This is a genomic window from Sphingomonas dokdonensis (assembly GCF_002197685.1).
GTDB lineage: Bacteria > Pseudomonadota > Alphaproteobacteria > Sphingomonadales > Sphingomonadaceae > Sphingomonas > Sphingomonas dokdonensis.
Genome location: NZ_NBBI01000003.1, coordinates 413,547 through 437,040, shown reverse-complemented (window position 1 = coordinate 437,040; position 23,494 = coordinate 413,547). Strand labels below are relative to the sequence as shown.

The window sequence follows — 23,494 nt, the reverse complement described above, 5'->3', positions numbered from 1 at the left end:
CCCCGTGGCGCCGCGACACGTCGTTCAGGTCAGCAGCACCGGTGCGAGCGGTTCCCAGATCGCGTCACCGCTCAGTTGCCCCGCGCCGAAGCCCATCGTCGCGACCACGAGCCGCCGCTCGGGCACGACAAAGCAGAATTGCCCAAAGGCGCCCGCGGCGAAGAACATCGAGCGTGGCGCCTTTGTTATCTTGCCGCTGGTGTTGAGCCACCACAGAAAGCCGTAATCGGGATTGCGCGGCGACGGGGTGGTGGCGGCGGCGATAAAGGCCGAATCAACCAGCGACCGCCCGTTCCACCGACCCTTGTCGAAATACAATTGCCCGAGCCGCGCCAGATCGCGGCACGACAGGAGGATCGATCCGCCGATCCGCACATCGCCGTTCCGATCGACGCCCTCGGGCTGATAGGCGAAATCGGTGCAGCCGAGCTTCGCGACCACTTCTTGCATCATGTAATCGTGGCTGGTGCGGCCAGTGGCCGCAGTGACGATTTCCGCAAGGTGATCCGCCGCCGCGCCATCGTAGAAGAAGCGCTCACCCGGCGTCAGCGACACGCCGTACCCTTCCGGTGCGCCACGTTCTTCGCTATGGCCGATCGATCGGCGATATTCGTCCGACGGGCCGGGCGGCGTGGTGTCGCCCAGCCGCCGGGGCGCCTTCGAGCTGGGCTTGGTGACCAAAGATCCGCCCGACGTCATGGTCAACAGGTGACGGATCGTCGTGCCCGGCAGCAATCCGGTGCGGGCGGCCGGGACATAGGCGCTGGCGAGATCGTCGACGCGCAGATGCCCCTGCGTCACTGCGCGCCCCACCATGGTCGCGCCCCACGACTTGCCCGAGGAGAAGGAGACGTTGCGCCAATGCGGATCGGCCGTGAAGTGCGCGCCGTCCCAATAGCGCTCAAAGATCAGGCGGCCGTCATGGATGATGACGAGCCCCTGCCGATCGCCGATCGCGCCGATTTGATCGGCCGCCGCCGCAAGTTGCGCAGCATCGAACCCGCCGCGTTGCGGTATGCCGCGCGGCCAGGTCGCGCCGATCCGCGGCGTCGCGGCCTGCGCGGCGCGGACGGAGAGCGGCAGCGCGGCGCAGGCCATGCCGGTCAGCACGGCGCGACGATCCGGCGCGCGCATCACGACGCACTCCGATAGCGGCCAGCGGTGCCTTGCTGCGTCGGGAACTGCGCCATGAACACGCGCTCCTCGCGCCAGGGATCATCCACCACCCGCGGCGGCACGTCGAAGATCATCGTCGCGCGGCGATCGAGGTCATAGGGGCGCCACGTCGGCACGTTTTTGTTGTTGGGATCACCAGCGCGCGCAAAGGCGATCCAGCTTCCGGCCATCTGGTCCGCCATCGCCGCGGTGGCGTCGGTCGGCGGGCCGACAAGCCGCGCACCGGCCGCGACATTGTCGAACATGAAGGGCAGATCCAGCGTGTGCTGGCTGATCCTGCGCCCATCCTCCGCCGGCGACCGCCACGCCAGCGCATAGCGCCACGTCTTGCCGGCGCCGCCCGCACGGGCGCGCGCCTCCGCCATGATCGTCGCATCGAGATTATAGCCGCGCGCCGAGGCAATGGTGAAGAACAGCTCCGCGGGCGTTGCCTCGGGCCGTGAGCGACGAAACACCGCGATCGCCTCGGCGGCCTGCTCCGCCCCGACGAAGCGCGCGACCGCCGCGGGGAAGGCACGCGCCGGCAGATCAAACAGTCGCGGGTCGGCGCTGCCCAGCTGATTGGATAATTCGGTGCGCGTCGTGCCCAGCATCATCGGCAACGCGCGGCTGCGCAGTGGCGCATTCGGCACGAACGGCTGCTGGGTGAACACGCGTCCATCGAGCACCGGCTCGAACCGGTACCCCGCCGTCCGGATCGCCGCCGATTGCGCCGCGACCAAGGCATCGACCGGCACGTCGAGCAGCCGACGCGCGCTATCGGGCGCGATTTCAAGCTCCTTCAGCAGGAGATCGACCAGCTGGCCCGCTTGCGCCGGCGTCTGCACCAGCAGGTGCGAGCCGCTTTGCACGATGCCGCGGGCGAACAGCCCGTCACTCGCCGGTGACGCGTAGCAGAGCGACACCTTGCGCCCGCCACCCGACTGACCGAAGATCGTGACATTGCCAGGATCGCCGCCGAAACGCGCGATATTGTCGCGCACCCAGCGCATGGCCGCGACCAGATCGAGAAAGCCTACGTTGCCCGAGGTGGCGTATTCCGCACCCAGCCGATCGGCGAGGTGGCAATGGCCAAAGACATTCAGCCGGTGGTTGATCGTCGCCACCACGACATCGCCGCGCCTCGCGAGATTGGTGCCGTCGTACAGCGGCTGCGACGCCGATCCCGCTTCGAACCCGCCGCCGTGAAACCACAGCATCACCGGGCGGCGGCGCGTGTCGAGCCGCGGCGTCCAGATGTTGATGCGCAGGCAATCCTCGCTCATCGGCCCTGGGTCGGCGAGCGGCGTTCGCATCTGCGGCGATTGATCACCGAATTGCGTTGCATCGAACACGCCCGACCAGCGTGCCGGCGTCGGCGGTCGAAAGCGGCCGGCGCCGGCGGTGCTCTCGCCGTAGCGGATACCCTTGAACACGGTGATCCCATCGCCCTCGGCGCCGCGCACCTTGCCGCCGGTCGTCTCCACCGTCGCGGCGCTCGCCTGGCGCGCGGCGGCAAGTCCGGGAATTGCCGTTCCGACGCCGATCGCGCCAAGGATCGTGCGGCGGGTCAGGTTACCGTCGGCCATCTGCGTGCTCCCCCATCTATCCCCGCGTCAGCCCCAGGCTGATGCGTCGGGCCGCCGCCACCAGCAGCGGACCCCATGCGATGCATTGCGCCTCGTCGACCCGATCGACCGGCGCGGAAATCGAGATTGCGGCAGTTGGCTCGCCGCGCGAATTGCGGATCGCGGCGCCGACGCCATTCTCGTTGGGCCAGTTTTCACGAAAGCTGGTGGCAAAGCCGCGCGCGCGCGTGACCGCGAGTTCCGCTTCGATCGCGGCCCGATCAGTCTTGGTCTGGCGCGTCATGCGGGGCAGCGTGGCGTTGAGGCAGCTTTCCAGCTCGGCCGGGTCGAGATGCGCCAGCATCGACTTGCCCAGCGACGTCGCGTGGAGCGGCCCGCGCTGCCACAAGGGCCAGGCGTGCGCGAGCGGGTTGCGCCCGTCGAGCCGCTCAATCAGCGCCAGCGTGTCGGCATCGCGGACCGCGAGATACACCGATTCCCCCGTGGTGTTGCGCAATTCCTCCATGATCGGGAACGCCGCACCGTGCAGCTGCCGCGTCGAGCGCTGCGCCGAGCCCACCGCCAGTGCCGCGCGGATGCTGAGCGACCAGTTTGCTCCGTCGTTGGCGTCAGGCTCGATCCACCCCGCCGCGTGCAGCGTCTGGAGAACGCGATGCGCGGTCGTCTTCGGCAGGCCGGTGTCGCGCGCAATGGCGCTGACGCCGATCGGTTGCCGTTGCCCGATCAGCGCCACGATCTCCAGCGCGCTATGAACAGGTCGCACGCGCGTCTCAGCGACACACAAGCGCAACAAGCGCGTCGACGTTCGCCGCATCGTCAAGCGCGATGGTGCGTTCGATCAGCTCGTCCGCGACGCCGCGGCCGAAAACCGGATCGACCAGCTCATGCGCTTTGGCCTCCACATCGGCGCGCGACATCGGATGCGACGGAAAGCCGCGCACGAACGGCACGTATTTCTCCAGCGCCGGCTTGCCGCGGCGGGTGATCGTGACGCGTGCGGACTCAGTGCGCGGCTGGCCCTTGGCTGCCTCCTGCGCGGGATCGTGCACCACCTCAACCTTTTGGCGGAACGCTGCCACGGCGGGGTCGTCGTTCATGCGTTCGAGCGATTGCGCCGCGACGAAATCGAGCTTGCCGTCGAGCATGATGATCGACGCGAGGTACGGCAGGTTGAGCGCGGGCATGCGCGCGTCGCGGAACGCCTGCCAGCGGCCCGGCATGGCAATACGAATGTGCTCAACGTCGCCGGGCTTCACCTGCTGCCTGAGCGCGAGCAGCGCCTCGACCGCGGGCTGGGTTGGCCCGCCCGAGGGATAGCGTTTGAACGCGGATTCGGTGAGCTCGAAGCGCGTACCGAGCTGCTCGATCAGATAGGCGCGGTTCGCCCCCTCGCTGGTGAACGCAGCCGAGCGCAGCCAGCCGCCCTCCACGTCGAACGCGTCGGGCACGCCGGTGAAGCCGGCCTCCACCATCAATGCCGCCTGCACGCCGTTGCGCGCGCCCATGCCGGCGAACACGAATGCCTTTTCGACGTGGCGCACGTCGAGCATCCACTGCCACGATCCCGACGCCTGCTCCGCACAATAGCTCAGCACATGGGCGACCTTGCCCGGATCCAGCGCCAGGATGCGCGCCGCCGCGGCGCCCGTGCCGAACACCGGGCCGACGCCATGGTTGGCGAGGCCCGCGCGCATCAGATTGCCGGTGCCGATCGCCTTGGGAATGCGCCCGGCCAGTTCGTAGCCGACCGTTACCGCATCCACCACCTGGCGGCCGCTGGTGCCGCGTGCCTGCGCCAGCAACAGCGCCGCGCTGACGATCGACGGGCCCGGCTGCACATAGGCCGACGGGATGAAATCGTTGATCTCCGCACCATGCGCCGTCATCGCGCTGGCGAAGATCGCATCGACCATGCCGGCGCGCGCGGAGGAGCCGAGGATCGGCACCGCGCCGCCGCCCTGCGCCGCGGCATAGGCGCGCGCGAGCGTCGCCGCCTCGAGATCGCGGCAGGCGATGATCGAGGCCAGCGTATCGAGAATATGCAGCCGCGCGCGCTCGCGGATCGCGGGCGGCGCGGGCGGCGCGTTGGCGATATAGTCGGTGAGCGCCGGCGTGACGGCGACCGGCACGGTGCCGTTGGTCTCGGTCTGGGCCGCGCGCGCCGGTAGCGCGAGCGCGGCACTGCCGGCGAGGGCACCGGCCAAGGCATCGCGGCGTGAGATCTGCTGCATCGTCATGCGCTCAGAACCGCGCCCGCAGGCCGACGAAGTAGCGGCGCTGCAACAGGTCGTAGAGACCAAGGTCGGTCGCACCCTGCCCCACCCATTCGGGCGGCTCGGTGTCGAACAGGTTCTGAATGCCCAGGCGCAGCTGGATATCGTCCGTGAGCGCGACGCGTCCGACCAGGTCGACATAATCGGTGGCCGCAGATCCCGGCCGGCTCGGGTTGGCCACGCCGACGTCGGCGTAATGCGACAATTTGTCGTACCAGCGATACGTGGCGGTGATCTGCGCCGGGCCGATCGCATAGGTCAGCGAGGCGTTCAGCTTCCACTTGGGAAACGCCGTCGCACCCGGATCGACCTGCGCATTGCCGATCGTGCCGGCATAATCGAGGAACGGCGCGCCGGCGAGGTTCTGGATCTTGTAGGTGTCGAGATACGACACGACGGTGTTGAAGCTGAGGTCGCCGCCATCGACCAGCCCGACGTCGTCGAGCTTGAAGCCATAGTCGAGCTGGAAGTCGATGCCGGAGACCTCATAGGCCGCGAGGTTCAGCGTCGGCGCACGCTGCAGCTCAATCCCACCGCTCGCGTTGCGCGTGGTGAGCGTGCAAAAGTAGTTGTTCGCATCATAGCCCGGATTGGAGCTGCCGTCGCCGTTGAAGCAGCGCGACAGGCCAACCTGCGCCGTGATGGTGCCGATCGCGTCGCGCACCTTGATTTTGTAATAATCCACCGAGCCCGACAGCCGGCGCAGCAGCGGCGACAGTGAGGCGCTCTGCCACACCAGCCCCATTGTATAGGTGTCGGCGGTTTCCTCACGCAGATTGAGGTTGCCCGATGCCTCGCCTGGCACCGAACTGCCGGCAAAGCGGAAGATGTCGACCACAGCCGATGGCACGCCGGTAGCGATGCACAGCGCGCGCACCTGCGCCGCATTGCCGCTGCCCGGCCCGGTGCGGAACAGGCTGGTGGCGTCGCACGGATCGCCGCCGCCCAGTGCGATCGAGCCGACGCTGGCCGACGCGCGTTCGGGCGGAGCGAACAATTCGCCAAGGCTCGGCGCCCGGATCGCGCGCTGATAGCTGCCGCGGTAGCGGAAGCCCGCCCCGATCGCCCAGTCCATGCTGCCCTTGTAGGTGCTGACCCCGCCGATCGTGCTGTAGTCCGAATAGCGATAGGCGAAATCGAGGTTCAGCTCCTCGACGAACGGCAGGTCGCGCGCGACCGGCACGAACAGTTCGAGAAAGGCTTCCTTGACGTTGTAATTGCCGCCGGTCGCGCCGGTCGGCTGCGTCGGATAGACCTCGCCGCGCACGCGCTGCTCGTCGGGGCTGTAGGAATAGCTCGGCCGACGGTAGCTGGCGCCTGCCGCGAAGCGGACCTCGCCAGCGGGCAGCGCGAACAGGCCGCCCTCCAGCGATCCTTCGACCACCGCTTGTTTCAGGACGGTGCGTTCGGACAGGTTGCGGTTGAGGTAATCGTAGCACGCGCCCTGCCCCGGCGTTGCATCGAGCGCGACCTGTGCGAACGGGTTGAACCCGCCCGGGCAGATCGACGCGCCGCCGTCGGGCGCGTTCACCAAAGTGCGCCACGCTGCAATGTTGATGAAGCCCGACGAGCGCTCGCTCGTGACGGTCGAGCCGTAGGAGCCGTACACATCCCAGTTCCACCCCAGCGACGGGATCTTCCCGCGTGCGCCGACCAGGAACTCGTTCACCTGATTGTCGAAGTTGTAATTGGTTCGGCCAACGCGGCTGGTGCTGAAGGTGAAGTTCAGCGGCGCATTGGGATTCGGGCGCGAGGCGGCGATCGCGCGCAGATCGGCCGGCACGAACGGGTTGCTCAGCGGAATGGTGGCGAGCGGCGCCACCGAACCGGCCGAGAAACCGGGCCGGCTGTAGTTGGACGAATAGTCGACGTGATTGAACTGAAGGTAGCCCTCCACATCGTCGACGATTTCGTAGCTGGCGCGCGCGAATGCGTTGTAGCGCGTGATCGGCGTCTGCAGCGGGATCGTCTCGCCGAGCGGGAAGCCGACGCGGTTTTCGTTCACCAGATAGGGCGAATCGCGCAGGTTCAGCACCGGCGCCGCGGTGGTGAACAAGGTGCCATCGGGGTTCACGCCCAGCGCAGCGTTGCGCGCCGGGGTGCCGGCGCCATATCGGCCGAATACCGCGTTCAGCGCAGCCTGCGTCGGCAGGTTCGTGCCGCTCGACGTCACCGCCCCGCCGATCAGCGCGCTGGCGATGCCCGAATTCTCGAAGAAAGGCCGGCTGCCGCGGAAGGTGCCGCCACGATCGAAATAGCCGATGGAGGCAACCACATTGCCGCGCCCACCGGCGAAATTGCCGCCAACGGTGGCGGAGAGCGACAGCCCTTTCGAATCGTTGCGATCGGTGATGCCGTATTGCGCGTCGAGCTCCAGCCCCTCGAACTTGCGCCGCAGCTTGACGTTCACGACGCCCGCGATCGCATCGGAGCCGTACACGGCGGAGGCGCCGCCGGTGATGATCTCGACATTCTCGATCAGCGCCGGCGCTATGGTGTTGAGATCGATCGCGCCGAGCGGGTCGGACGGCTGCGTGCGCCGTCCGTCGAGCAAGACCAGCGTCCGCTGAATGCCAAGTCCGCGCAGATTGGCATTGGCGCGACCTTGCCGTGCCGGGCTCGACCCACTGTTGGCGTTGCTTGCCGCGAACTGCGGCAATTGGTTGAAGGTGGCATCGAGCGTTGCCGGACCGCGTGCCGCGAGCGCCTCGGGACCAACCGAGAGTATCGGGCTCTCCGCCACATAGTCTTGCCGCGAAATACGCGATCCGGTCACGACGATCTGTTGGTCGTCCCCCACCGGCGAAGTCTCGGCTTCAAGCGTTTGGGGCGTGGCAGTTGGCGTGGCCAGCTGCGCTTCTGCCTGTGCCTGTGCCTGTGCCTGTGCGCCTGTGGCGACACAAATTGCGAGCGAAGACGCGCACAACAACGCTGCGACCTTCATGATACCCCCCCTTTGTTCGTTCCATATGGCGGAACGTTGGTCCATAATGTGCGATAGAAGGTCTTGTGCTGTCAACAACCAACCATCGTCGAATGACCGCTATCGAGGGTGCGAGCGCGCGATGGTCGAAGGAATGGCGTCGGTTGGCGGAAGCGTGCTGGTTATGTAATGCGCGCGGCTGAAGACCCGTTCAGGGTTTCAGAAGCATGTTACCGGTGTGGCCGCGGTGCAGATAGGCAACACGCCGTCGATCATGACTGGCCGTCTCGAAGGCAGACAAGTGCACGGCCCGCCTTTTCGCGTGGCGCCTCAATCGTGCAAGGAGTGCCGGATGCTGGGCGCGATCGTCATCATGGGTGTCAGCGGAAGCGGCAAGTCGACGCTCGGAACGGCACTGGCCAGGGCGCTAGACTGCCGGTTCCTGGAAGGGGACGCGTTTCATTCGGCGGCTGCCGTGGAAAAGATGCAGGCCGGACAGCCGCTCGATGACGATGATCGCTGGCCGTGGCTCGACCGACTGGGTGATGCGCTTGCGGAAACAGTCGAGCGCGACGATGCTGCGGTCGCCGCCTGTTCCGCCTTGCGCCGGCGCTACCGCGAACGACTTGCCGAGCGGACAGCGGGGAAAATCCGTTTCATCCTGCTCGATGGCGATCCGGTCCTTTTGAAGGGGCGGCTGCGCGATCGCCGGGACCATTTCATGCCGCCGCGTCTGCTCGCCAGCCAAATCGCGACGCTGGAGCCGCCGGGCGCCGACGAACAAGCGATCACGTTGCCCGCAGGCGAGCCGATCACCGCGCTTTGCGCCGCCGCCATGGACTGGCTCGGTCGAGGCCGCACCGACTGACCGGTTGCGCAAAAAAATCTCGCGAGCCGTCGCACGATCTGCCTTCGTTGGGGGTTGAGACAGATATGCAGCGTCGCTCCCCTCGCTCTTTCAAGAACGTCGTGATGTTCGTCCTGGCGGCGTTCGTACTTGCGCCGACCGGCGCGCCGAGCGCGGTCGCACAGGAACCGGCGCCCGCCGCCGCCGCCACGCCAGCACCGCAGACCGCCATTGCGGCGCGCAGCGACAGCCAGTCCGATGCCGATATCCGCACCCGCATCCGCAGCATCTTCCTGGAGGTGTCTGGCCTGCGCAACGTGGGCGTTCGCGTCTCCGCCGGCGTGGTGACGCTGACCGGCACGGTGCCGGGCGCCGTTGATGTCGATCGTGCCGAGGCGATTGCGGGCCGCGTCGCAGGGGTTGTTACGGTTCAGAACGAGCTGGAGCGCGACCTGAAGGTCGATAGCAACCTGACCCCGGCGCTCGGCAAGTTCGGTGACGATGTGCGCGGGATCGTGCGGGGATTGCCGCTGGTCGGCGTTGCGCTCGCGATTGGGCTCCTGGTTGGTGCGCTGGGTTATCTGCTCGCCTCGTTCGGCGGCCTGTGGCGGCGGATCACGCCCAACATGTTCCTGGCCGAGCTGCTCGCCACCCTCGTTCGCTTTATATTCGTCGTGCTGGGGATCGTCGCCGGGCTGGAGGTGCTGGGCGCCACCGCCCTGCTCGGCGCGGTGCTGGGCGGCGCCGGCGTGATCGGCATCGCCATCGGTTTCGCCGTCCGCGACACGGTCGACAATTACGTCTCAAGCCTGATGCTCAGCCTGCGCCAGCCCTTTCGCGCCAACGACCATGTCGTGATCGAGGGGCAGGAAGGGCGCGTCGTACGGCTGACCAGCCGGGCGACGATCCTGATGACCCTCGACGGCAATCACCTGCGGATCCCAAACGCCACGGTCTTCAAGGCGGTGATCCTGAACTACACGCGCAATCCCGAGCGGCGGTTCGACTTCGAGCTCGGCATCGACGCGGATGACGATCCGGTGGACGGCATGGCGGTGGGGCTGCAGGCAATCCGTGATCTCGACTTCGTGCTGGACGCCCCAGCCGCCAGCGCGATCATCCGTGACGTCGGCGATTCGAACATCGTCCTGCGCTTCTTCGGCTGGGTGAACCAGTCGCGCACCGATTATCTGAAAGGGCGCAGCCTGGCGCTGGATGCCGCCAAGCGCGCGCTGGAATCAAACGGCTTTGCCCTGCCTGAGCCGATTTACCGCCTGCGTTTCGATCAGGGTGCCGCCGTGCCGACCCAAAGCGCGTCGGACGCGCCCACCGCCAAGCCGCCGAGAACGCCCGTATCGCGGCAGCGGATCGAGCACGATGCCGCGCCTGACGCGCATATCGCCAAGCTGGTCGACGAGGAACGCGCCGAAACCAAGGGCGGCGATCTCCTTGATGACAAGCGCCCCGTCGAGTGACGAGGCCGGAACGGGCCTCAAGCGACCAGCTAACGATCAATAGCGACGTGGGATGACGACGCGCATCGACTCATAGCCCTTCACGAAGTTGGAGCGGACCCGCTTGGGCTCCGCGACCACGTTGATCTCGGGAAAACGCTTCATGATCTCTTCCCATACGATCTGCAGCTGCAGCTCGGCGAGGCGATTGCCGACGCAGCGATGGACGCCGAAGCCGAACGAGATGTGCTGCCGCGGGCGCGCGCGATCGATGATGTAATCGTTCGGGCGCTCGATCACTTCATCGTCGCGATTGCCCGAGACGTACCACATGACGACCGTGTCATCTTTCTTGATCTGCTGCCCGCGAAACTCGACATCGCGGGTGGCACGGCGCTTCATGTGCGACAGCGGCGTCTGCCAGCGGATCGTTTCCGACACCATAGACGGCAGCAGCGACGGATCGGCCATCAGCTTGGCATATTGATCCGGGTTCTTCGACAAGGCGTACACAGAGCCGGTCATGGTGTTGCGGGTGGTATCGTTGCCGCCCACCGTCAGCAGCATGACGTTGCCGAAATATTCCATCGGCGACATGTCGCGCGTCGCGGGATCATGCGCGAGCATCGAGATGAGGTCGCCCGTCGGCTCGGCATTGACGCGCTCGTTCCACAGTTGCGTGAAATAGGCATGATAGTCGCGAAAGATGCCCATCTTCTGCTCGCGCGTCTCCACAACGCCATGCCCCGGCTCCGCAGTGACCACGTCGGACCAATAGGTCAGCTTGCGGCGATCCTCCTGCGGCATGCCGAACAGCGTCGCGAGCGTCATCGCGGTAAGCTCCATCGACACCTTGTCGACCCAGTCGAACTCCTCGCCGATCGGCAGGCCATCAAGGATCGCGGCGGCGCGCTCGCGGATCAGCGGACCCAGGATCTGGAGATTGGTGGGCGACACCGCGGGGCTGACCGCCTTGCGCTGCACATCATGCTTGGGTGGGTCCATCGCGATGAACATCGCCAGCCCTTCGAGTTGCGGCGTTTCGCCGGGCGCGAGCGGCGGGACCATCATGATCCCCGGTTCGGACGAGAAGGTCTGGTGATCGATGTCGACCGCCATGATGTCGTTATATTTGGTTACCGACCAGAACGGGCCATAAGCGCTTTCCGCCGTGTAGTGCACCGGCGCCTCGGCGCGCAGCCGCTGGAAATTCCACCACATCTCGTCGGCGGCGAACAGTTCGGGGCGCGACGGATCGAGCTTGTCGAGCGGGGTCGCATACGCGGCGTCGCGGGCGGGATTGGCGGCGGCGAAGGCAGCGGTGGCGGCGGTGCTCATGCGACGGGTCCTTCCGGGATGATGGGGGCTTAGTGCTGGCTTTCGGGCATGGTGACGACCAGCCCGTCGAGCGCCGGCGTGACCTCGATCTGGCACGACAGCCTGCTGTTGCTTTCCACGTTTTCAGCGAAGTTCAGCATCTCGGCTTCCTGGTCGGTGCGCTCGCCGGTCGCCGCCAGCCAGTCCGGATCGACATAAACGTGGCACGTCGCGCAGGCGGCCGCGCCGCCGCAATCGGCATCGATCCCGGGAACGCCGTTTTTCACCGCGCCCTCCATCACGCTCCAGCCGTCGGTGACCTGCTGTTCATGACGCGTGCCGTCGTGTTCGACGTAGACGATCGTTGCCATCGGTTCCTCTCGGTGTCGCTCCATCCTCGTCGTGGATGGTCTGTTGATGCAGGCGTAATCCTTACTGACAGCCATGACAATAGGGGAGTGTCGGCTCGTCAGGTCATGTCGGGGCAGCCTGCGATCGGACGGCCGCCCGCTGATCAAACCGCGCGTCCTGACGCTGCAAGGTGAGTGACAGTCGCCCGTGCCTCGACCGGCCTTTGCTTAAGGTTGCCAGCTTGGCCGGTACGCGGGGTCCAACCGCCGATCGAGAAAGTGCGCGGCGCTGATGAAGGCAAGATGAGTAAGCGCCTGGGGAAAGTTGCCCAACGACAAGCCGCGTACGTCCACTTCCTCGGCGAACAGGCCGAGATGGTTGGCGTAAGCCGCCCCCTTGGCAAGCTGCATCCGCGCCTCATCCAAGCGGCCGGCACGCGCCAGGCATTCCGCAAACCAGAAGGTGCACGTGGTGAAGGCGCCTTCATCCCCTGCGAGCGCGTCGTCGACACGGTAGCGGTAGACCAGCCCGTCATCGCACAATTGCTCGCCGATCGCGTCGAGCGTCCGGAGCCATGCCGGGTCGGTCGACGACACGAAGCGGACGAGCGGCATCATCAGCAACGCCGCGTCCAGGTCGCGCCCGCCGCGCTCCTGCACGAAATACCCATGCTCGGGATGGCGAAAGTTCGCCCAAACGTCCGCCACGATGGCGTCGCGCGCTTCCGACCAGGCGACGAGCGGCGCGGGCAGCGACCGCTTCTTGGCGAGCCGAATGGCGCGGTCCAGCGCCACCCAGCACATCACGCGCGAGTGAAGGAAGTGACGCGGTTCCGATCGCATTTCCCAGATGCCGGCGTCGGGCTCCTGCCAATGGGCGATCACGTAATCGACGATGCCGCAGACATGCAGCCATCCTTCATGCGGGATCGCTGCGCCGTATTTGTTCGACAGATAGACGCTGTCGAGCAACTCGCCGAAGATATCGAGTTGCGTCTGGCTGTGCGCGGCATTGCCGATCCGCACGGGCCGGCTGTCGGCATAGCCGGTCATATGCGGCAGTTCGCTCTCCTCTGCCATTTCCGATCCGTCGAGCGCATACATGATGCGCAGCGGGTCATCGCGATCAGACGCCATGACGCGCTCACCGACCCACCGGTTGTAATGCTCCGCCTCCTCGGTGAAGCCGAGCCGCAGAAAAGCGTACACCGTGAAGGAGGCATCGCGAATCCACGTCGCGCGATAGTCCCAGTTGCGCTCCGACCCCTTCGCTTCCGGCAATGAGAACGTCCCCGCCGCCGCGATCGACCCGTACCGGGCCGATGTCAGCAGCTTCAGCGACAGGGCCGAGCGGAGCACCTGTTCGCGCCACCGACCCTTATACGTGGATCGCCGCAGCCAGGCGCGCCACACGTGCGCGGTGGCGTCGATCTGCGCCTGGATTGCCGCGTCGTCGGGACAGGGCAAGGTATCGTCGCCCAGGACGAACCAGGCGATCTCCCCCTTTGACAGCGTGAACCGCGCCCTTGCCGCGCCCTCGTCCGGCTCAAGCGCGGTCGACGCGTAAAGCGACAGCGACAGCTGCTGGCCGGAGAACCGCACCCCGCCCTCGATCGCTGCGGCGGCTGGCACCTCGCGAGCGTAATCGAAGCGGGGGGCGCAGCGCATGGTGAAGCTTACCGTGCCGCTCGTTACCGTGAGGCGGCGGATCAGGCTGCGTGCCTCATGGCCCGACGCACGGCGCGCGTCGGGTTGCGGCATCAGATCTATGACTTCGGCGCTGCCGTCATCGCCCATCCACCGCGTCACCAGCACATTGGTGTCGGGAACGTACAGCTGAAGGTGGCGTGGATGATCCAGGTGCGGCGTGATCTCGAACGCGCCGCCTCGCCCGGGGTGCAGCAGGTCCGCAAAGATCGTCGGGCTGTCGAGGCTCGGCCAGCAAAGGTAATCGATCGCGCCGTCCCGCGCGACCAGTGCCACCGTCTCGAGATCACCGACGATGCCATGATCGCCGATCGCACGAAGCGGCTCAACCATTGTCGCGGAACTCAGGATAGAGCGACATACCGCCATCGACGAAAAGCGTCGTTCCGGTGACGTAATCCGCGTCATCGGACGCCAGCCACACCGCCGCGCGGGCGACGTCCTCCGGCTCGCCGATCCGGCCATAGGGAATGAGCTTCAGCAACTTGGTGAGCGCTTCCTCGCTGTCCCAAGCATCCTGGTTGATCGGCGTTCGGATCGCGCCCGGTGCGATCGCATTGACACGAATGCCCTCCGCCGCGACCTCCTGCGCGAGCGAGCGGGTCAACATGCGGATGCCGCCCTTCGCCGCGGCATAATTGATGTGTCCGGCCCACGGGATGATTTCGTGCACCGAGCTCATCGCGATGATCGCGCCCGCGCTGCGGGCAGGCCGACCCTGCTTCGGCTGCGCCCGAAAGCGCTTCACCGCTTCGCGCGCGCAAAGGAACTGTCCGGTCAGGTTGATGTCGATAACGGCGTTCCAATCCGCTAGCGACATGTCGGCAACCGCAGCGTCCTTTTGCACGCCGGAGTTCGACACCATGATGTCGATGCGGCCGAACGCCTTTGTGGCCGCGTCGAACAGGTGAACTACCTCGGCTTCCTGCGACACGTCGGCCTGCACCGCGATACCACGCCCGCCCTGCTCGGTGATGCGCGCGACGAGTTCCTCCGCGGGCGCCGCGTGCGAATGATAGTTTACCGCGACCGCCGCGCCGGCAGCGCTGAGCGCCTCCGCCACGGAAAGGCCGATGCCCGAGCTTGCGCCGGTGACGATCGCGGCATGACCGGCAAGCGGGCGGTTGGTTGATGTCATGTGGGACTCCAATTCGTTCAGGCGGCAGCTTTGGCGAACTGCCGGAGGTGATCGCGGACGAAGTCGACGAAGCCGTGTGGCGGCTTGTCGGTAAGCCGCTCGATCTCGAAGGTCGGGTCGATGTCGTGATGGCCGGCCACGACGTCGGCAAACTGGCTGATCAATCCCTTCGCGATCCAGCGTGAATTGCCGGTCAGGCGCAGGATGGCGCGGAATGCGGGTGTCGGCAGGTTGAGGTAGCGGACCTTGTGCCCGATCACGGCGATCAGGCGCCTTGTCGCCTCCGCCATGTCGAGAGTTTCCGGACCGGTCAGAAAGCAGGTCGGCCCTTCATGCCCATCTTCTGTCAGCACCGTAGCCGCAATGCGCGCGACGTCGCGCGTATCGACCCAAGAAACCGAGCCTTTGCCGGCGACCTGGGGCAGGCCCCCCCTCGCGATCGGATCCTTGAACCACAGAAAGTTCTGCATGAACGCTGTAGGCGTCAGGATCGTCCAGGCGATGCCGGTTGCGCGCAGGTGTTGATCGATCAGTGCGTGCGTTTGCGCCCAGAGAACTTGCGAGCGCACGTTACCGTCCGAGGCCGATCTCTTGACGATTCGCCCGCCCCCCGCGGGCTTGGCCGCATCGATCGCAGCGACTTCCCGCGCGAACCGATCGGGGGTCGACGGCGTGATCAGGAACATGGTGGCGATGCCGGTCATCGCCGCGAATAACGTTTCGGGGCGGTCAAAGTCGCCGAGCACCGCGTCCATGCCGTTAGTTTGGAGACGGTCGACCTGCTCCTGCTTGCGGCACATTGCCCGGAACGGGGTGTTTGCCGCCGACAGAGTCTTGCACACTTCGCCACCGATGCCGCCGGCGGCGTCGGAAATTTTGCGCCTCACCCCTTAACCTTCAAAGGCGGGGCAGGCGGTACTCTCGCGCTTTCAACGCCTCGCATTGTTCCGGCCCAGCCGAACCGTTGCGGCCCGGACAGGGCATCGTTCTGCTCCACCACCATCATCGGCGTGGCGAAGAGCCTCAACTGATGATGATGGTCTTTGCTGGCGCAATCTCGATTGACACGGAATAGCGCCAATCATACCCGGTAATGATAATCACTCGCACAAGAACGCTGTTGCTCTGTCCACTTCCATGATCCGCATCTGGTATCTTGTCCACAAATGGACCAGTCTGATCTGCACGGCCTTCCTGCTGATGCTTTGCGTCACCGGGCTGCCACTGATCTTCCATGACGAGATCGACCGACTGAGCGGCGGCGCGGCTCAGTTCGGCATGCCGGGTGTCGGATCGTCCGGCACCACGCCGGGGCTGCTGCCCCTCGACGTGATGATGGGAAAGGCGCTCGCCGCGCGGCCCGGCGACGTGCCGCTGTTCATGGCGTTCGACAACGATCAGCCGTCGATGACGATCACCACCGGGCCGCGTCCCGATGCGCCCGCATCGCAGATGACGATCCAGTTCTTTGATCGGTCGACCGGCAGGGCGCTAGGCCAGGAAGCCGACGGCGAAGGCGTGATGCATTTCCTGCTCCAGCTCCATACGGACATGTTCCTGGGACTGCCGGGCATGCTGTTCCTCGGCGCGATGGGTGTGCTGTTCGCCGCCGCGCTGGTGTCGGGTGTGATCCTCTACGCGCCCTTCATGCGCAAGCTTGCGTTCGGCACGCTCAGAACGTCACGCAGCACACGGCTCAAGTGGATCGACTATCATAACCTGCTTGGCGTCGTCGCGCTGGCGTGGATGGCCGTGGTCGGCGTCACCGGCGTGATCAACACGCTGGAGGAACCGATCAACACGCTGTGGCGCAGCCGGGAGCTCGCCGCGATGACCCGCGAATACGCGGGCAAGGGTGCGCTGCCGCCGTCGCGCTACGGTTCGCTCGACAAGGCGATGGCAGAGGCCCGCAAGGCCCTGCCCGGCAACAATCCGCAGTTCATCGGCTTTCCTGGCGGGAAGTTCAGCTCGAGCCATCATTATGCGGTGTTTTTTCAGGGCGACACGCCGCTCACCGAGCGGCTGCTGACCCCCGCGCTGATCGATGCCGAGACCGGCGCCTTTACCGCCGCGCGGGCGATGCCGTGGTATAATGCGTCGCTCTCGCTCTCCCGGCCGCTGCATTTCGGCGATTACGGTGGCCTGCCGCTCAAAATCCTCTGGGCGATTCTCGACCTGTTCACGATCGTGATCCTGGTGAGCGGAATCTATCTCTGGCTCGGCAAGCGCCGCGCCTCGCCGGCCGCGCATGTCCGCGAAGTCGAGACCGGCGGCGCCGTGATGCCGGCCGAATGACCCGGCGCAAGCGGCAGGGGCTGTGGGCGATCTTCGCCGTGCCGCTGGTTGTGGCGGTGCTCAGCAGCGTCGCTTTGGTGGTCGCGCTGACCGGGGATGGCTGGCGCGACGTCATCTCCTGGCTCGGGCTTGCGGCGCCCGTTCTCGCCGTCTGCTGGGCGATGCGTGCCCGCCGCACCTGATCTTTCTGCCGCACTGATCCTCGACGATGTCCCCGGCCGTGAAACTGCTCGCCCGCGTGTCGCTGACTGCGGTTGGCTGATGCACGCAGCTTATGGTGTAGCTTGGATCCTTGTATCGGCAGTCGCCGGCAGCCGATCGATCAGGAGTATGATTTGGGCGTTGTAACCCTGTGTTTGTTCCTGCTGCTCGCAGTAGTCGTCAGCGGTATTCTGGCGCGCATTTTGCCGGCGACGCTGCCACGTCCGTTGGTGCAGATCGGCCTGGGCGCACTGATCGGCGTCTTCGCAGGCGTGCGCGTCGAGCTCGATCCCGAGCTGTTCTTCCTGCTGCTCGTCCCGCCGCTGCTCTTTCTCGACGGCTGGCGCATGCCGAAGGACGAGTTGTTTCGCGACGGCGGCGCCATCCTCGGCCTGGCGCTGGGGCTGGTCTTCCTGACGGTGCTCGGCCTGGGCTTGTTCATTCATTGGTTGATCCCAGCCATGCCGGTGGCGGTGGCCTTTGCCCTTGCTGCGGTCGTCTCGCCCACTGATCCGATCGCGGTCAGCGCGGTGGCGCAGAAGGTGCCGGTGCCCAAGCGCATGATGCACATCCTGGAAGGGGAATCGTTGCTCAACGATGCCTCGGGCCTCGTCTGCCTCAGGTTCGCCATTGCCGCTGCGCTGAGCGGCACGTTTTCGCTCGGCAGCGCGGCGACGACCTTTGCCTGGATGGCGCTTGCCGGGGTGGCGATCGGGGGCGCGATCACGTGGCTCGTCATCACGGGCAAGGCCTTGTTCGCGCGGCGCTTCGGCGACGATAGCGGCTCCAACATCCTGGTCAGCCTGCTGATCCCGTTCGGCGCCTATCTCGCCGCCGAGCATGTGCATGCGTCGGGCGTCCTGGCGGCCGCCGCCTCGGGCATCTCCATGACCTTCGTGAGCAGCGGCGCCACCGTGGGCGCGGCGACCCGCATCCGGCGGCGGGCGGTGTGGGACATGCTCGAATTCACGCTGAACGGTGTCATCTTCGTGTTGCTGGGCGAGCAATTGCCGGGCTTCTTCAGCATGGCGCAGCAAACCGCGCTGTCGATCGGGCGTCCGAGTGCCTGGTGGTTGATCATCTATGTCGCGGCGATCGTCGCGGCTCTGGCGGTGCTGCGGTTCGTCTGGGTCTGGGTGTCGCTCCACCTCACCGTGTTGCGCGCCAAGCGGCTCGGCACCGCGAACACCGGGAGCCCGCCCCGCCGCATCATTGGTGCGATGTCGGTGGCAGGCGCGCGCGGCGGCATCACGCTTGCGGGCGCACTGACGCTGCCGCTCTCGATGCCGGACGGTGCACCGTTCCCGGCGCGTGATCTCGTGATCCTGCTCGCGTCCGGGGTGATCCTGACGACCTTGGTGATCGCGGCGGTCGGCCTCCCCATTTTGCTGCGCGATCTCGAGTTGCCATCCGACGACGGCGCGACCGGACAACGCGACCGAGCGCGCATCGTGGCGGCAAAGGCCGCTATCGCCGAGATCGAGCGCGTGCAGCACGAGATCGCCGAAGAGATGGGCAATGCCGACCGATCAACCGAGATCGCGGCCCGCATCATGGACCAATATCGCGAGCGCATCGACAGCCTGCGGGGGGATGACGAGCATCGATGGAAACAGGAGCAGGAAAGCTGGCTCGAGCGCAGGTTGCGGCTTGCGGCCGTGCGCGCCGAAAGGCAGGCGGTCTCCGATCTGGCGCAGCAACGCGAGATCAGCCTGACGCTGGCCGACCAGCTCGGACGCGAGTTGGATCTCGCCGATGCACGATTGACGCGGCTGAACGTGTGAGGTCGATCGCGCGTTCGCCATTATCGAACGGGACCGCGTCGCGCCTTCAAAGCGATTGAAGGCAGATGTTTCTCACGACCACCGGGGTGTCGTTATCGGTGATGAGATCCGCTTCGCTTCCGACTGACGCCGACAATGTCTTGATGAGGCGCATGCCCAAGCTGCTCGCCGGCGACTTCTCCGCCGCGAAGTCAGCGGGCAAACCGATCCCCCGTTATCACTGATCGTCAGCGTCGCTTGATCGCCTTTGCTGGCAACCTTGTTTTGGATCGGACCGCCGCTCTCATGCGGATATGCATATCTGATCGAATTCGTGACGGCTTCGGTTACCAACAGGGCGATCGATGGCGCCGTCGTCACGACCGCGGACTCGAAATCGCAATGAATTCGATGGCTCGGGGCTTGTGCGTCGAGTTGTTGGCATAGCTTCGGCAGCAGTTCCGCAAGGTCGAAGGTCTCGCCTACATCTTGCCGCCAGACGTGGTCGTGGGTGGCGACCACAGCCAGGATGCGATCGGACGCGTCACCCAGCGCGGTGACCGTCCCGTGGTTCAGCCGCGTTGCCCCCCGCCGAAGCCGGCCACATGCGCGGCTGGCGAAAAGCATAAGCTTTGTCGTGATGTGATCCGTGAGTTCAGCGGGAGGCCAGCACCTTCAAGCGCAGCCGCGCTATCATCGCTTGAACATCCTCAAGAGGACGGCGCAGCGTAGTCGCGACATCCGTTGTCGACTGCCCTAGAGCCAAGGCGTTGCGAAGATCGTTGATCGAGGTCTGCGTCCAGCGCTGCGCAAAGGCCATTCAACGATCCTTCGGACCGATCGCCTCGGCTTCAAGGCGGCGTGCCTCTGCAGCGTACCTGTCGTACCGCTCCGCCAAGTCAGCGTTCGCTAAAGCGGTTCCAACGTCAGGAGCGCCTTTCACTGCAGCCCTGCATTCAACTGCGCGCCCGGCGAAATACTCGGATGACGACCGAAAGACCATGTTCGCACTCCTCCAAGCGGGAGCACCAGGCTCTCAGCCACGCCATGCTCAATATAGGCGGCGTGATCGAGAATATATGGCGACGGTGAAGTAGTCTTTCCAGCCTACCGCTGTTCCAATCGCATCACCGCTAGCGCGCATTGGCAACTTGTTAAATGGAGGCTGGACCACATATTAACTAACGCGCTCTGCGTGCACTGCGATCGTCGCCTCGCTAAACGTCGGCATCCGTTCGCGCGCGCGTCGCCGTTCTGCCAACGGAACTAGTCCCGCACGCGCCTGATTGCGGATAGGGGCCGCCGCCTCCTGCGCCTCTGCCAACGTCACATCCCGATCAGACCCTAGCCCGTATTCGCGCCGCGTCCCACCAGACTGCACTCGATAAAGCCAACTTCGCGAACCGCCAGGCTTGATGCACAGGATCAGCCCCTCGCCTACCGGGTGACGCCTTGGCTCGCGCAACGCGCGCACTTGAACCGCATTGCGCATTGCCATGCCGTCGCCGCCTACAACGTCCCGCCACTTTGCGGCGGATGGTGACACCAGTCGACGGACAGGAGCGAACGGTAGCCCGGGCACAAAGCTAATTGCTTTAGGCGTTTTCGGATGACAGCGGATGATCAGAAACAGACCGTTGGCGGAGACGGAGGGAGACTACCCCTCGACAAAATTGTACCGCTATATCAAACACCTAATCTGATACTCCTCGCGCCTTTTGCAGCAGTTTTTGCAGCACGCCGCGCGTCGGGCGTTGGCTCGCTAAGCGCTCGTCCAGTAGCTTTCGTAAGCGCGCGGCTTCGACCGGGTCGGGCTTGCCATTGTGCATGGCGACAATGAGGGAGAAAGCCGCTTGGATAAAGCGCTTCTGCTCCCGGAATGACCGTGTCACCGCCGCTCTCGCGCGCCATACCGTTGAAAGCGGATCGGCGATCATCGCGGCTCTCCCGTCATGGTGCCATACGGCACGGGAAGGCGCTCCACAGGGATGCGGGGGGGCGTAGGCGAGTGGAATGAACTCCTCGGCGAAGAGGGTGTCTCCCCGCCACCACAGGACCTTTCCGCTATCATCCGTAAGCAAACACACGATAGCATCCCCATCGCGTGCAACCACGACGCCAAAGTCGCCAGGCCGGAATATGGGATCGCAGCGCCCAATTTCGTCCCCGTACTCCCAGAACGCAATCCGATCCCCAACCTCCATACCACCTCCAGCCGTATCCAGGGCGCTACCTATCTTCAAAAAACAAGCACTATCAACAACCATTTGCTGGTTTTATAGTGTCCGACCCACGTATGTAGGCAGCGCAAAGTCTAGATATTTGATAAAGTGAGGCAAGATCGATCAATGCCTGCAAAAGCCGAATTGCACCGGGTTGCAAAACTTTTTTATTTACGGCGTAAAACTTGTGGCTATTAGGCTTGGCTCCCGTGAAACGTGAGCTATCTGTAAGAATGAATTTTACTGACGATAAATAACTATCCGCCTTGGCGCTTCTTCAAGCTCAAGGCAAAGCTCCGAGTGCCGCCGAAGCACGCGACGCGATCACCTCGTCGCGTCGGATGGGCCAGAGCTTCCGTTGGGATCACTGGCTTCCGTTCACCCCTTTAAGCCCCCCCCGGAGCGCACGATCGTGAGCGCGCGGACACCTCCGGTGGAGCATCGAGCGACAACTCAGGTGCAATCCCGAGTGTTGGTTCCAACGTCGCGCAAGGATCGCCTCGTGAAGACGCCAGAGCCGAGCCCGCCGTTGAACCCCATGAGACATCTAGCAGCCGGGCACCTAGACCCTTGTGCCATCACTTGGGCGGATGAACGTGCCTTGCGCCGCTTGGCAAGAGACACGGTGGCGCGGGAGCAGAGGGCTATTGCTCGGCTGCTGCATCGTGGCCGGTACCGGGCCGCGCGACGCGCACGTTGGCAAATGGTCAGCAAGCTCGCTGTGCGGTTCGACGCCCTAATGATTGCGGCGCGACGTCGGCACCGATCGTCCACTGTGATGTCGGTGAGCGAGCGAGAAGCCGTTCGTCAGGCTCGGCTGGCCGACGTGCTTGCGGCGCTTCCGCGCATAAACAGGTTTTCCGCTCCCGCTTTGGCCCAGACGTTCAAGAGGCCGAAACCGCATGGCGGCGAGCGCATCCTCACTACCTTCTTTTGGGAGGACGATGCGCGCGTGCGTGTCCTAAAGTCCGCCCTGACCCCATTCGTGAGCCTCCACGACAGCCAGTTCATGCTCGCGCAGAACGGGTGTCGTCGTGGACCGGCGTCGGTTCGCGAAGCCCTCCTCCGAGCGCTAGGAGAGGAGAAAGGCGATCACGTCTTCCTCCAGTTCGATGTCCGAGACTTCTTCGGCTCGATCTCGCACGCTTGGCTGGAGAAACACCTCGGCCTCGATCGAGGGATCGTGCGGCGTTTCGTTCATACGGGTGAGATGCTCATTGTTCCTTCAGAGGAGATGAGGGGCGATCGCCTGAGGGGCGATGCCAGAAAAGAGAATGGCCGGTCGGGGGCGGGCATCCCCCAAGGCTCGGCGCTGTCCTCGCTTATCGCCGAGATGGTGATGGCGGAAATCCTGCGAAGCGACGCCGTCTTCGACAGGGGCCGCCTGTTCACCTGGTCGGACAACCTCGGGATCTTGATACCCCGAGGCGAGGCAGGCGTCGTGGAGGAGCTTATTCGGGCCGCCTTCGGGCGACACGAGGCCGGCCCATTCCATCTTTCCTCCGAGCGCAAGTCCGTGACCTCGGAGTTCAAGTTTCTCGGCACGTGGTATTGCGTTGAGGCAGGTCTGCCTCGCGCATTCATCCCGGAAGCCGTCGCTCGCGGGTGGGCGGATAACGTCTGTGCCGACATCCTGACCGCCGACGAGCACGACCTAGAGTTGATGGAGCAGCGCGTCCGGGGAAAGGAGGCGGCGTGGGGCTGGTGGAGCGGCATGGCCGACATATCGGCGGAGGTGCGGGCGCTCATCTGGGCTGCGAGAGAGGCGAGCAGCCACAAACCACATTGACCCTACCGCTCAACCCGTACTCCTATGCTCACCATCGGACGTGAGCGGCGACGAAACGCAATCAACAAGGAGATTTCCTATGATCGCCTCCATTCCCTTTCACGCCAGCCAGAAAAATCCGCATGACTTTGTCGGCCACGTCCTCACCGTGGACCGCAAGACCGGTCGAGCCTATGTAAGAACGACGCTCACCGCAAAAACTAACGGTCGGCAAACGAGAGAGAAGCGCGAGCTTCGAGAGTTTTTTGCTTCTGCAACGGTGACAGAGACACGATCGCTCCTAGAGCTTATTGGCAAGCTGGCTCAAGGCACTCTACAAAGGCATTTGGAAAGCCGGGAGGAAGCGCGCCAACAAGCCGCATACGCTGGGTAGGTCGGCTATGCGCCAGCGTTTTCGTAGGCCCTGCAACCCGTTGCAACGATCCTAGCCTGTCGCTTTACTCCTCCGCCACTCCGCGAGGTCGATCGGAG

Annotated in this window: 21 protein-coding genes; 7 read left to right on the top strand and 14 right to left on the bottom strand. The window is 65.1% G+C overall.

The window, feature by feature from the left end; translation table 11 throughout:
* Nucleotides 1-24 precede the first annotated feature (24 nt).
* From SPDO_RS10520 to SPDO_RS10500, 5 genes are read right to left on the bottom strand one after another with little or no spacing between them, the layout of a single operon-like run.
* Nucleotides 25-1,134: a serine hydrolase domain-containing protein gene (locus tag SPDO_RS10520; protein WP_088367411.1), complete on the bottom strand. Its 1,110-nt coding sequence runs from the start codon at nt 1,132-1,134 to the stop codon at nt 25-27.
* A complete protein-coding gene (locus tag SPDO_RS10515) occupies nt 1,134-2,744 on the bottom strand; it encodes a carboxylesterase/lipase family protein (protein WP_088367410.1) in 1,611 nt (536 codons plus the stop codon). The genes SPDO_RS10520 and SPDO_RS10515 overlap by 1 nt, the downstream gene beginning before the upstream one ends.
* A gap of 16 nt (nt 2,745-2,760) precedes the next feature.
* Nucleotides 2,761-3,507 (bottom strand): IclR family transcriptional regulator, encoded by a 747-nt coding sequence (locus SPDO_RS10510; protein ID WP_158212181.1) that lies wholly within the window; start codon nt 3,505-3,507, stop codon nt 2,761-2,763.
* A 7-nt stretch (nt 3,508-3,514) separates the two neighbouring features.
* Nucleotides 3,515-4,975 (bottom strand): MmgE/PrpD family protein, encoded by a 1,461-nt coding sequence (locus SPDO_RS10505; RefSeq protein WP_245829376.1) that lies wholly within the window; start codon nt 4,973-4,975, stop codon nt 3,515-3,517.
* 10 nt (nt 4,976-4,985) lie between these two features.
* Nucleotides 4,986-7,961: a TonB-dependent receptor domain-containing protein gene (locus SPDO_RS10500; RefSeq protein ID WP_158212180.1), complete on the bottom strand. Its 2,976-nt coding sequence runs from the start codon at nt 7,959-7,961 to the stop codon at nt 4,986-4,988.
* A gap of 331 nt (nt 7,962-8,292) precedes the next feature.
* On the opposite strand from SPDO_RS10500, the gene SPDO_RS10495 reads away from it, so the two are divergent.
* Both SPDO_RS10495 and SPDO_RS10490 read left to right on the top strand, forming a co-directional pair.
* The gene (locus SPDO_RS10495; RefSeq protein ID WP_088367406.1) at nt 8,293-8,808 is read left to right on the top strand and encodes a gluconokinase; all 516 of its coding nucleotides are present in this window, start codon (nt 8,293-8,295) and stop codon (nt 8,806-8,808) included.
* A 104-nt stretch (nt 8,809-8,912) separates the two neighbouring features.
* Complete coding sequence (locus SPDO_RS10490) at nt 8,913-10,262, top strand: mechanosensitive ion channel domain-containing protein (RefSeq protein ID WP_088367405.1); 1,350 nt, start codon at nt 8,913-8,915, stop codon at nt 10,260-10,262.
* A gap of 36 nt (nt 10,263-10,298) precedes the next feature.
* On the opposite strand, the gene SPDO_RS10485 is transcribed toward SPDO_RS10490, so the two are convergent.
* From SPDO_RS10485 to SPDO_RS10465, 5 genes are all read right to left on the bottom strand, one after another.
* Nucleotides 10,299-11,579, bottom strand: coding sequence for a cytochrome P450 (locus SPDO_RS10485; RefSeq protein WP_088367404.1), 1,281 nt, complete (start codon nt 11,577-11,579; stop codon nt 10,299-10,301).
* Between the two features lie 29 nt (nt 11,580-11,608).
* Nucleotides 11,609-11,929, bottom strand: coding sequence for a 2Fe-2S iron-sulfur cluster-binding protein (locus SPDO_RS10480; RefSeq protein ID WP_088367403.1), 321 nt, complete (start codon nt 11,927-11,929; stop codon nt 11,609-11,611).
* Between the two features lie 207 nt (nt 11,930-12,136).
* The gene (locus tag SPDO_RS10475) at nt 12,137-13,948 is read right to left on the bottom strand and encodes a glycoside hydrolase family 15 protein (RefSeq protein WP_088367402.1); all 1,812 of its coding nucleotides are present in this window, start codon (nt 13,946-13,948) and stop codon (nt 12,137-12,139) included.
* Complete coding sequence (locus SPDO_RS10470; protein WP_088367401.1) at nt 13,941-14,753, bottom strand: glucose 1-dehydrogenase; 813 nt, start codon at nt 14,751-14,753, stop codon at nt 13,941-13,943. Before SPDO_RS10470 ends, SPDO_RS10475 begins: the two co-directional genes overlap by 8 nt.
* A 17-nt stretch (nt 14,754-14,770) precedes the next feature.
* Nucleotides 14,771-15,640, bottom strand: coding sequence for an SDR family oxidoreductase (locus tag SPDO_RS10465; RefSeq protein ID WP_211280046.1), 870 nt, complete (start codon nt 15,638-15,640; stop codon nt 14,771-14,773).
* A 250-nt stretch (nt 15,641-15,890) separates the two neighbouring features.
* Between SPDO_RS10465 and SPDO_RS10460 the strand changes: the two genes are divergently transcribed.
* From SPDO_RS10460 to SPDO_RS10450, 3 genes are all read left to right on the top strand, one after another.
* Nucleotides 15,891-17,048, top strand: coding sequence for a PepSY-associated TM helix domain-containing protein (locus SPDO_RS10460; protein ID WP_245829374.1), 1,158 nt, complete (start codon nt 15,891-15,893; stop codon nt 17,046-17,048).
* Nucleotides 17,045-17,230 (top strand): hypothetical protein, encoded by a 186-nt coding sequence (locus SPDO_RS10455; protein ID WP_088367399.1) that lies wholly within the window; start codon nt 17,045-17,047, stop codon nt 17,228-17,230. Before SPDO_RS10460 ends, SPDO_RS10455 begins: the two co-directional genes overlap by 4 nt.
* A 153-nt stretch (nt 17,231-17,383) precedes the next feature.
* Complete coding sequence (locus SPDO_RS10450) at nt 17,384-19,033, top strand: Na+/H+ antiporter (RefSeq protein WP_088367511.1); 1,650 nt, start codon at nt 17,384-17,386, stop codon at nt 19,031-19,033.
* A 72-nt stretch (nt 19,034-19,105) separates the two neighbouring features.
* Here SPDO_RS10450 and SPDO_RS17370 read toward each other — a convergent pair whose 3' ends face one another.
* The 4 genes from SPDO_RS17370 to SPDO_RS16715 form a co-directional block, all read right to left on the bottom strand.
* Nucleotides 19,106-19,639, bottom strand: coding sequence for an ATP-binding protein (locus tag SPDO_RS17370; protein WP_088367398.1), 534 nt, complete (start codon nt 19,637-19,639; stop codon nt 19,106-19,108).
* A 28-nt stretch (nt 19,640-19,667) separates the two neighbouring features.
* Nucleotides 19,668-19,832: a hypothetical protein gene (locus tag SPDO_RS16830; protein WP_158212178.1), complete on the bottom strand. Its 165-nt coding sequence runs from the start codon at nt 19,830-19,832 to the stop codon at nt 19,668-19,670.
* Between the two features lie 357 nt (nt 19,833-20,189).
* Entirely contained in the window at nt 20,190-20,504 is a 315-nt protein-coding gene (locus SPDO_RS17365) for an Arm DNA-binding domain-containing protein (protein WP_425441952.1), read from the bottom strand.
* A 202-nt stretch (nt 20,505-20,706) separates the two neighbouring features.
* A complete protein-coding gene (locus SPDO_RS16715; protein WP_143559634.1) occupies nt 20,707-20,949 on the bottom strand; it encodes a hypothetical protein in 243 nt (80 codons plus the stop codon).
* Between the two features lie 1,063 nt (nt 20,950-22,012).
* Between SPDO_RS16715 and SPDO_RS10430 the strand changes: the two genes are divergently transcribed.
* Together SPDO_RS10430 and SPDO_RS16710 are read left to right on the top strand one after the other, a co-directional pair.
* Nucleotides 22,013-23,023, top strand: coding sequence for a reverse transcriptase domain-containing protein (locus SPDO_RS10430; protein WP_158212177.1), 1,011 nt, complete (start codon nt 22,013-22,015; stop codon nt 23,021-23,023).
* A 79-nt stretch (nt 23,024-23,102) separates the two neighbouring features.
* A complete protein-coding gene (locus tag SPDO_RS16710) occupies nt 23,103-23,396 on the top strand; it encodes a hypothetical protein (protein ID WP_143559632.1) in 294 nt (97 codons plus the stop codon).
* Nucleotides 23,397-23,494 lie beyond the last annotated feature (98 nt).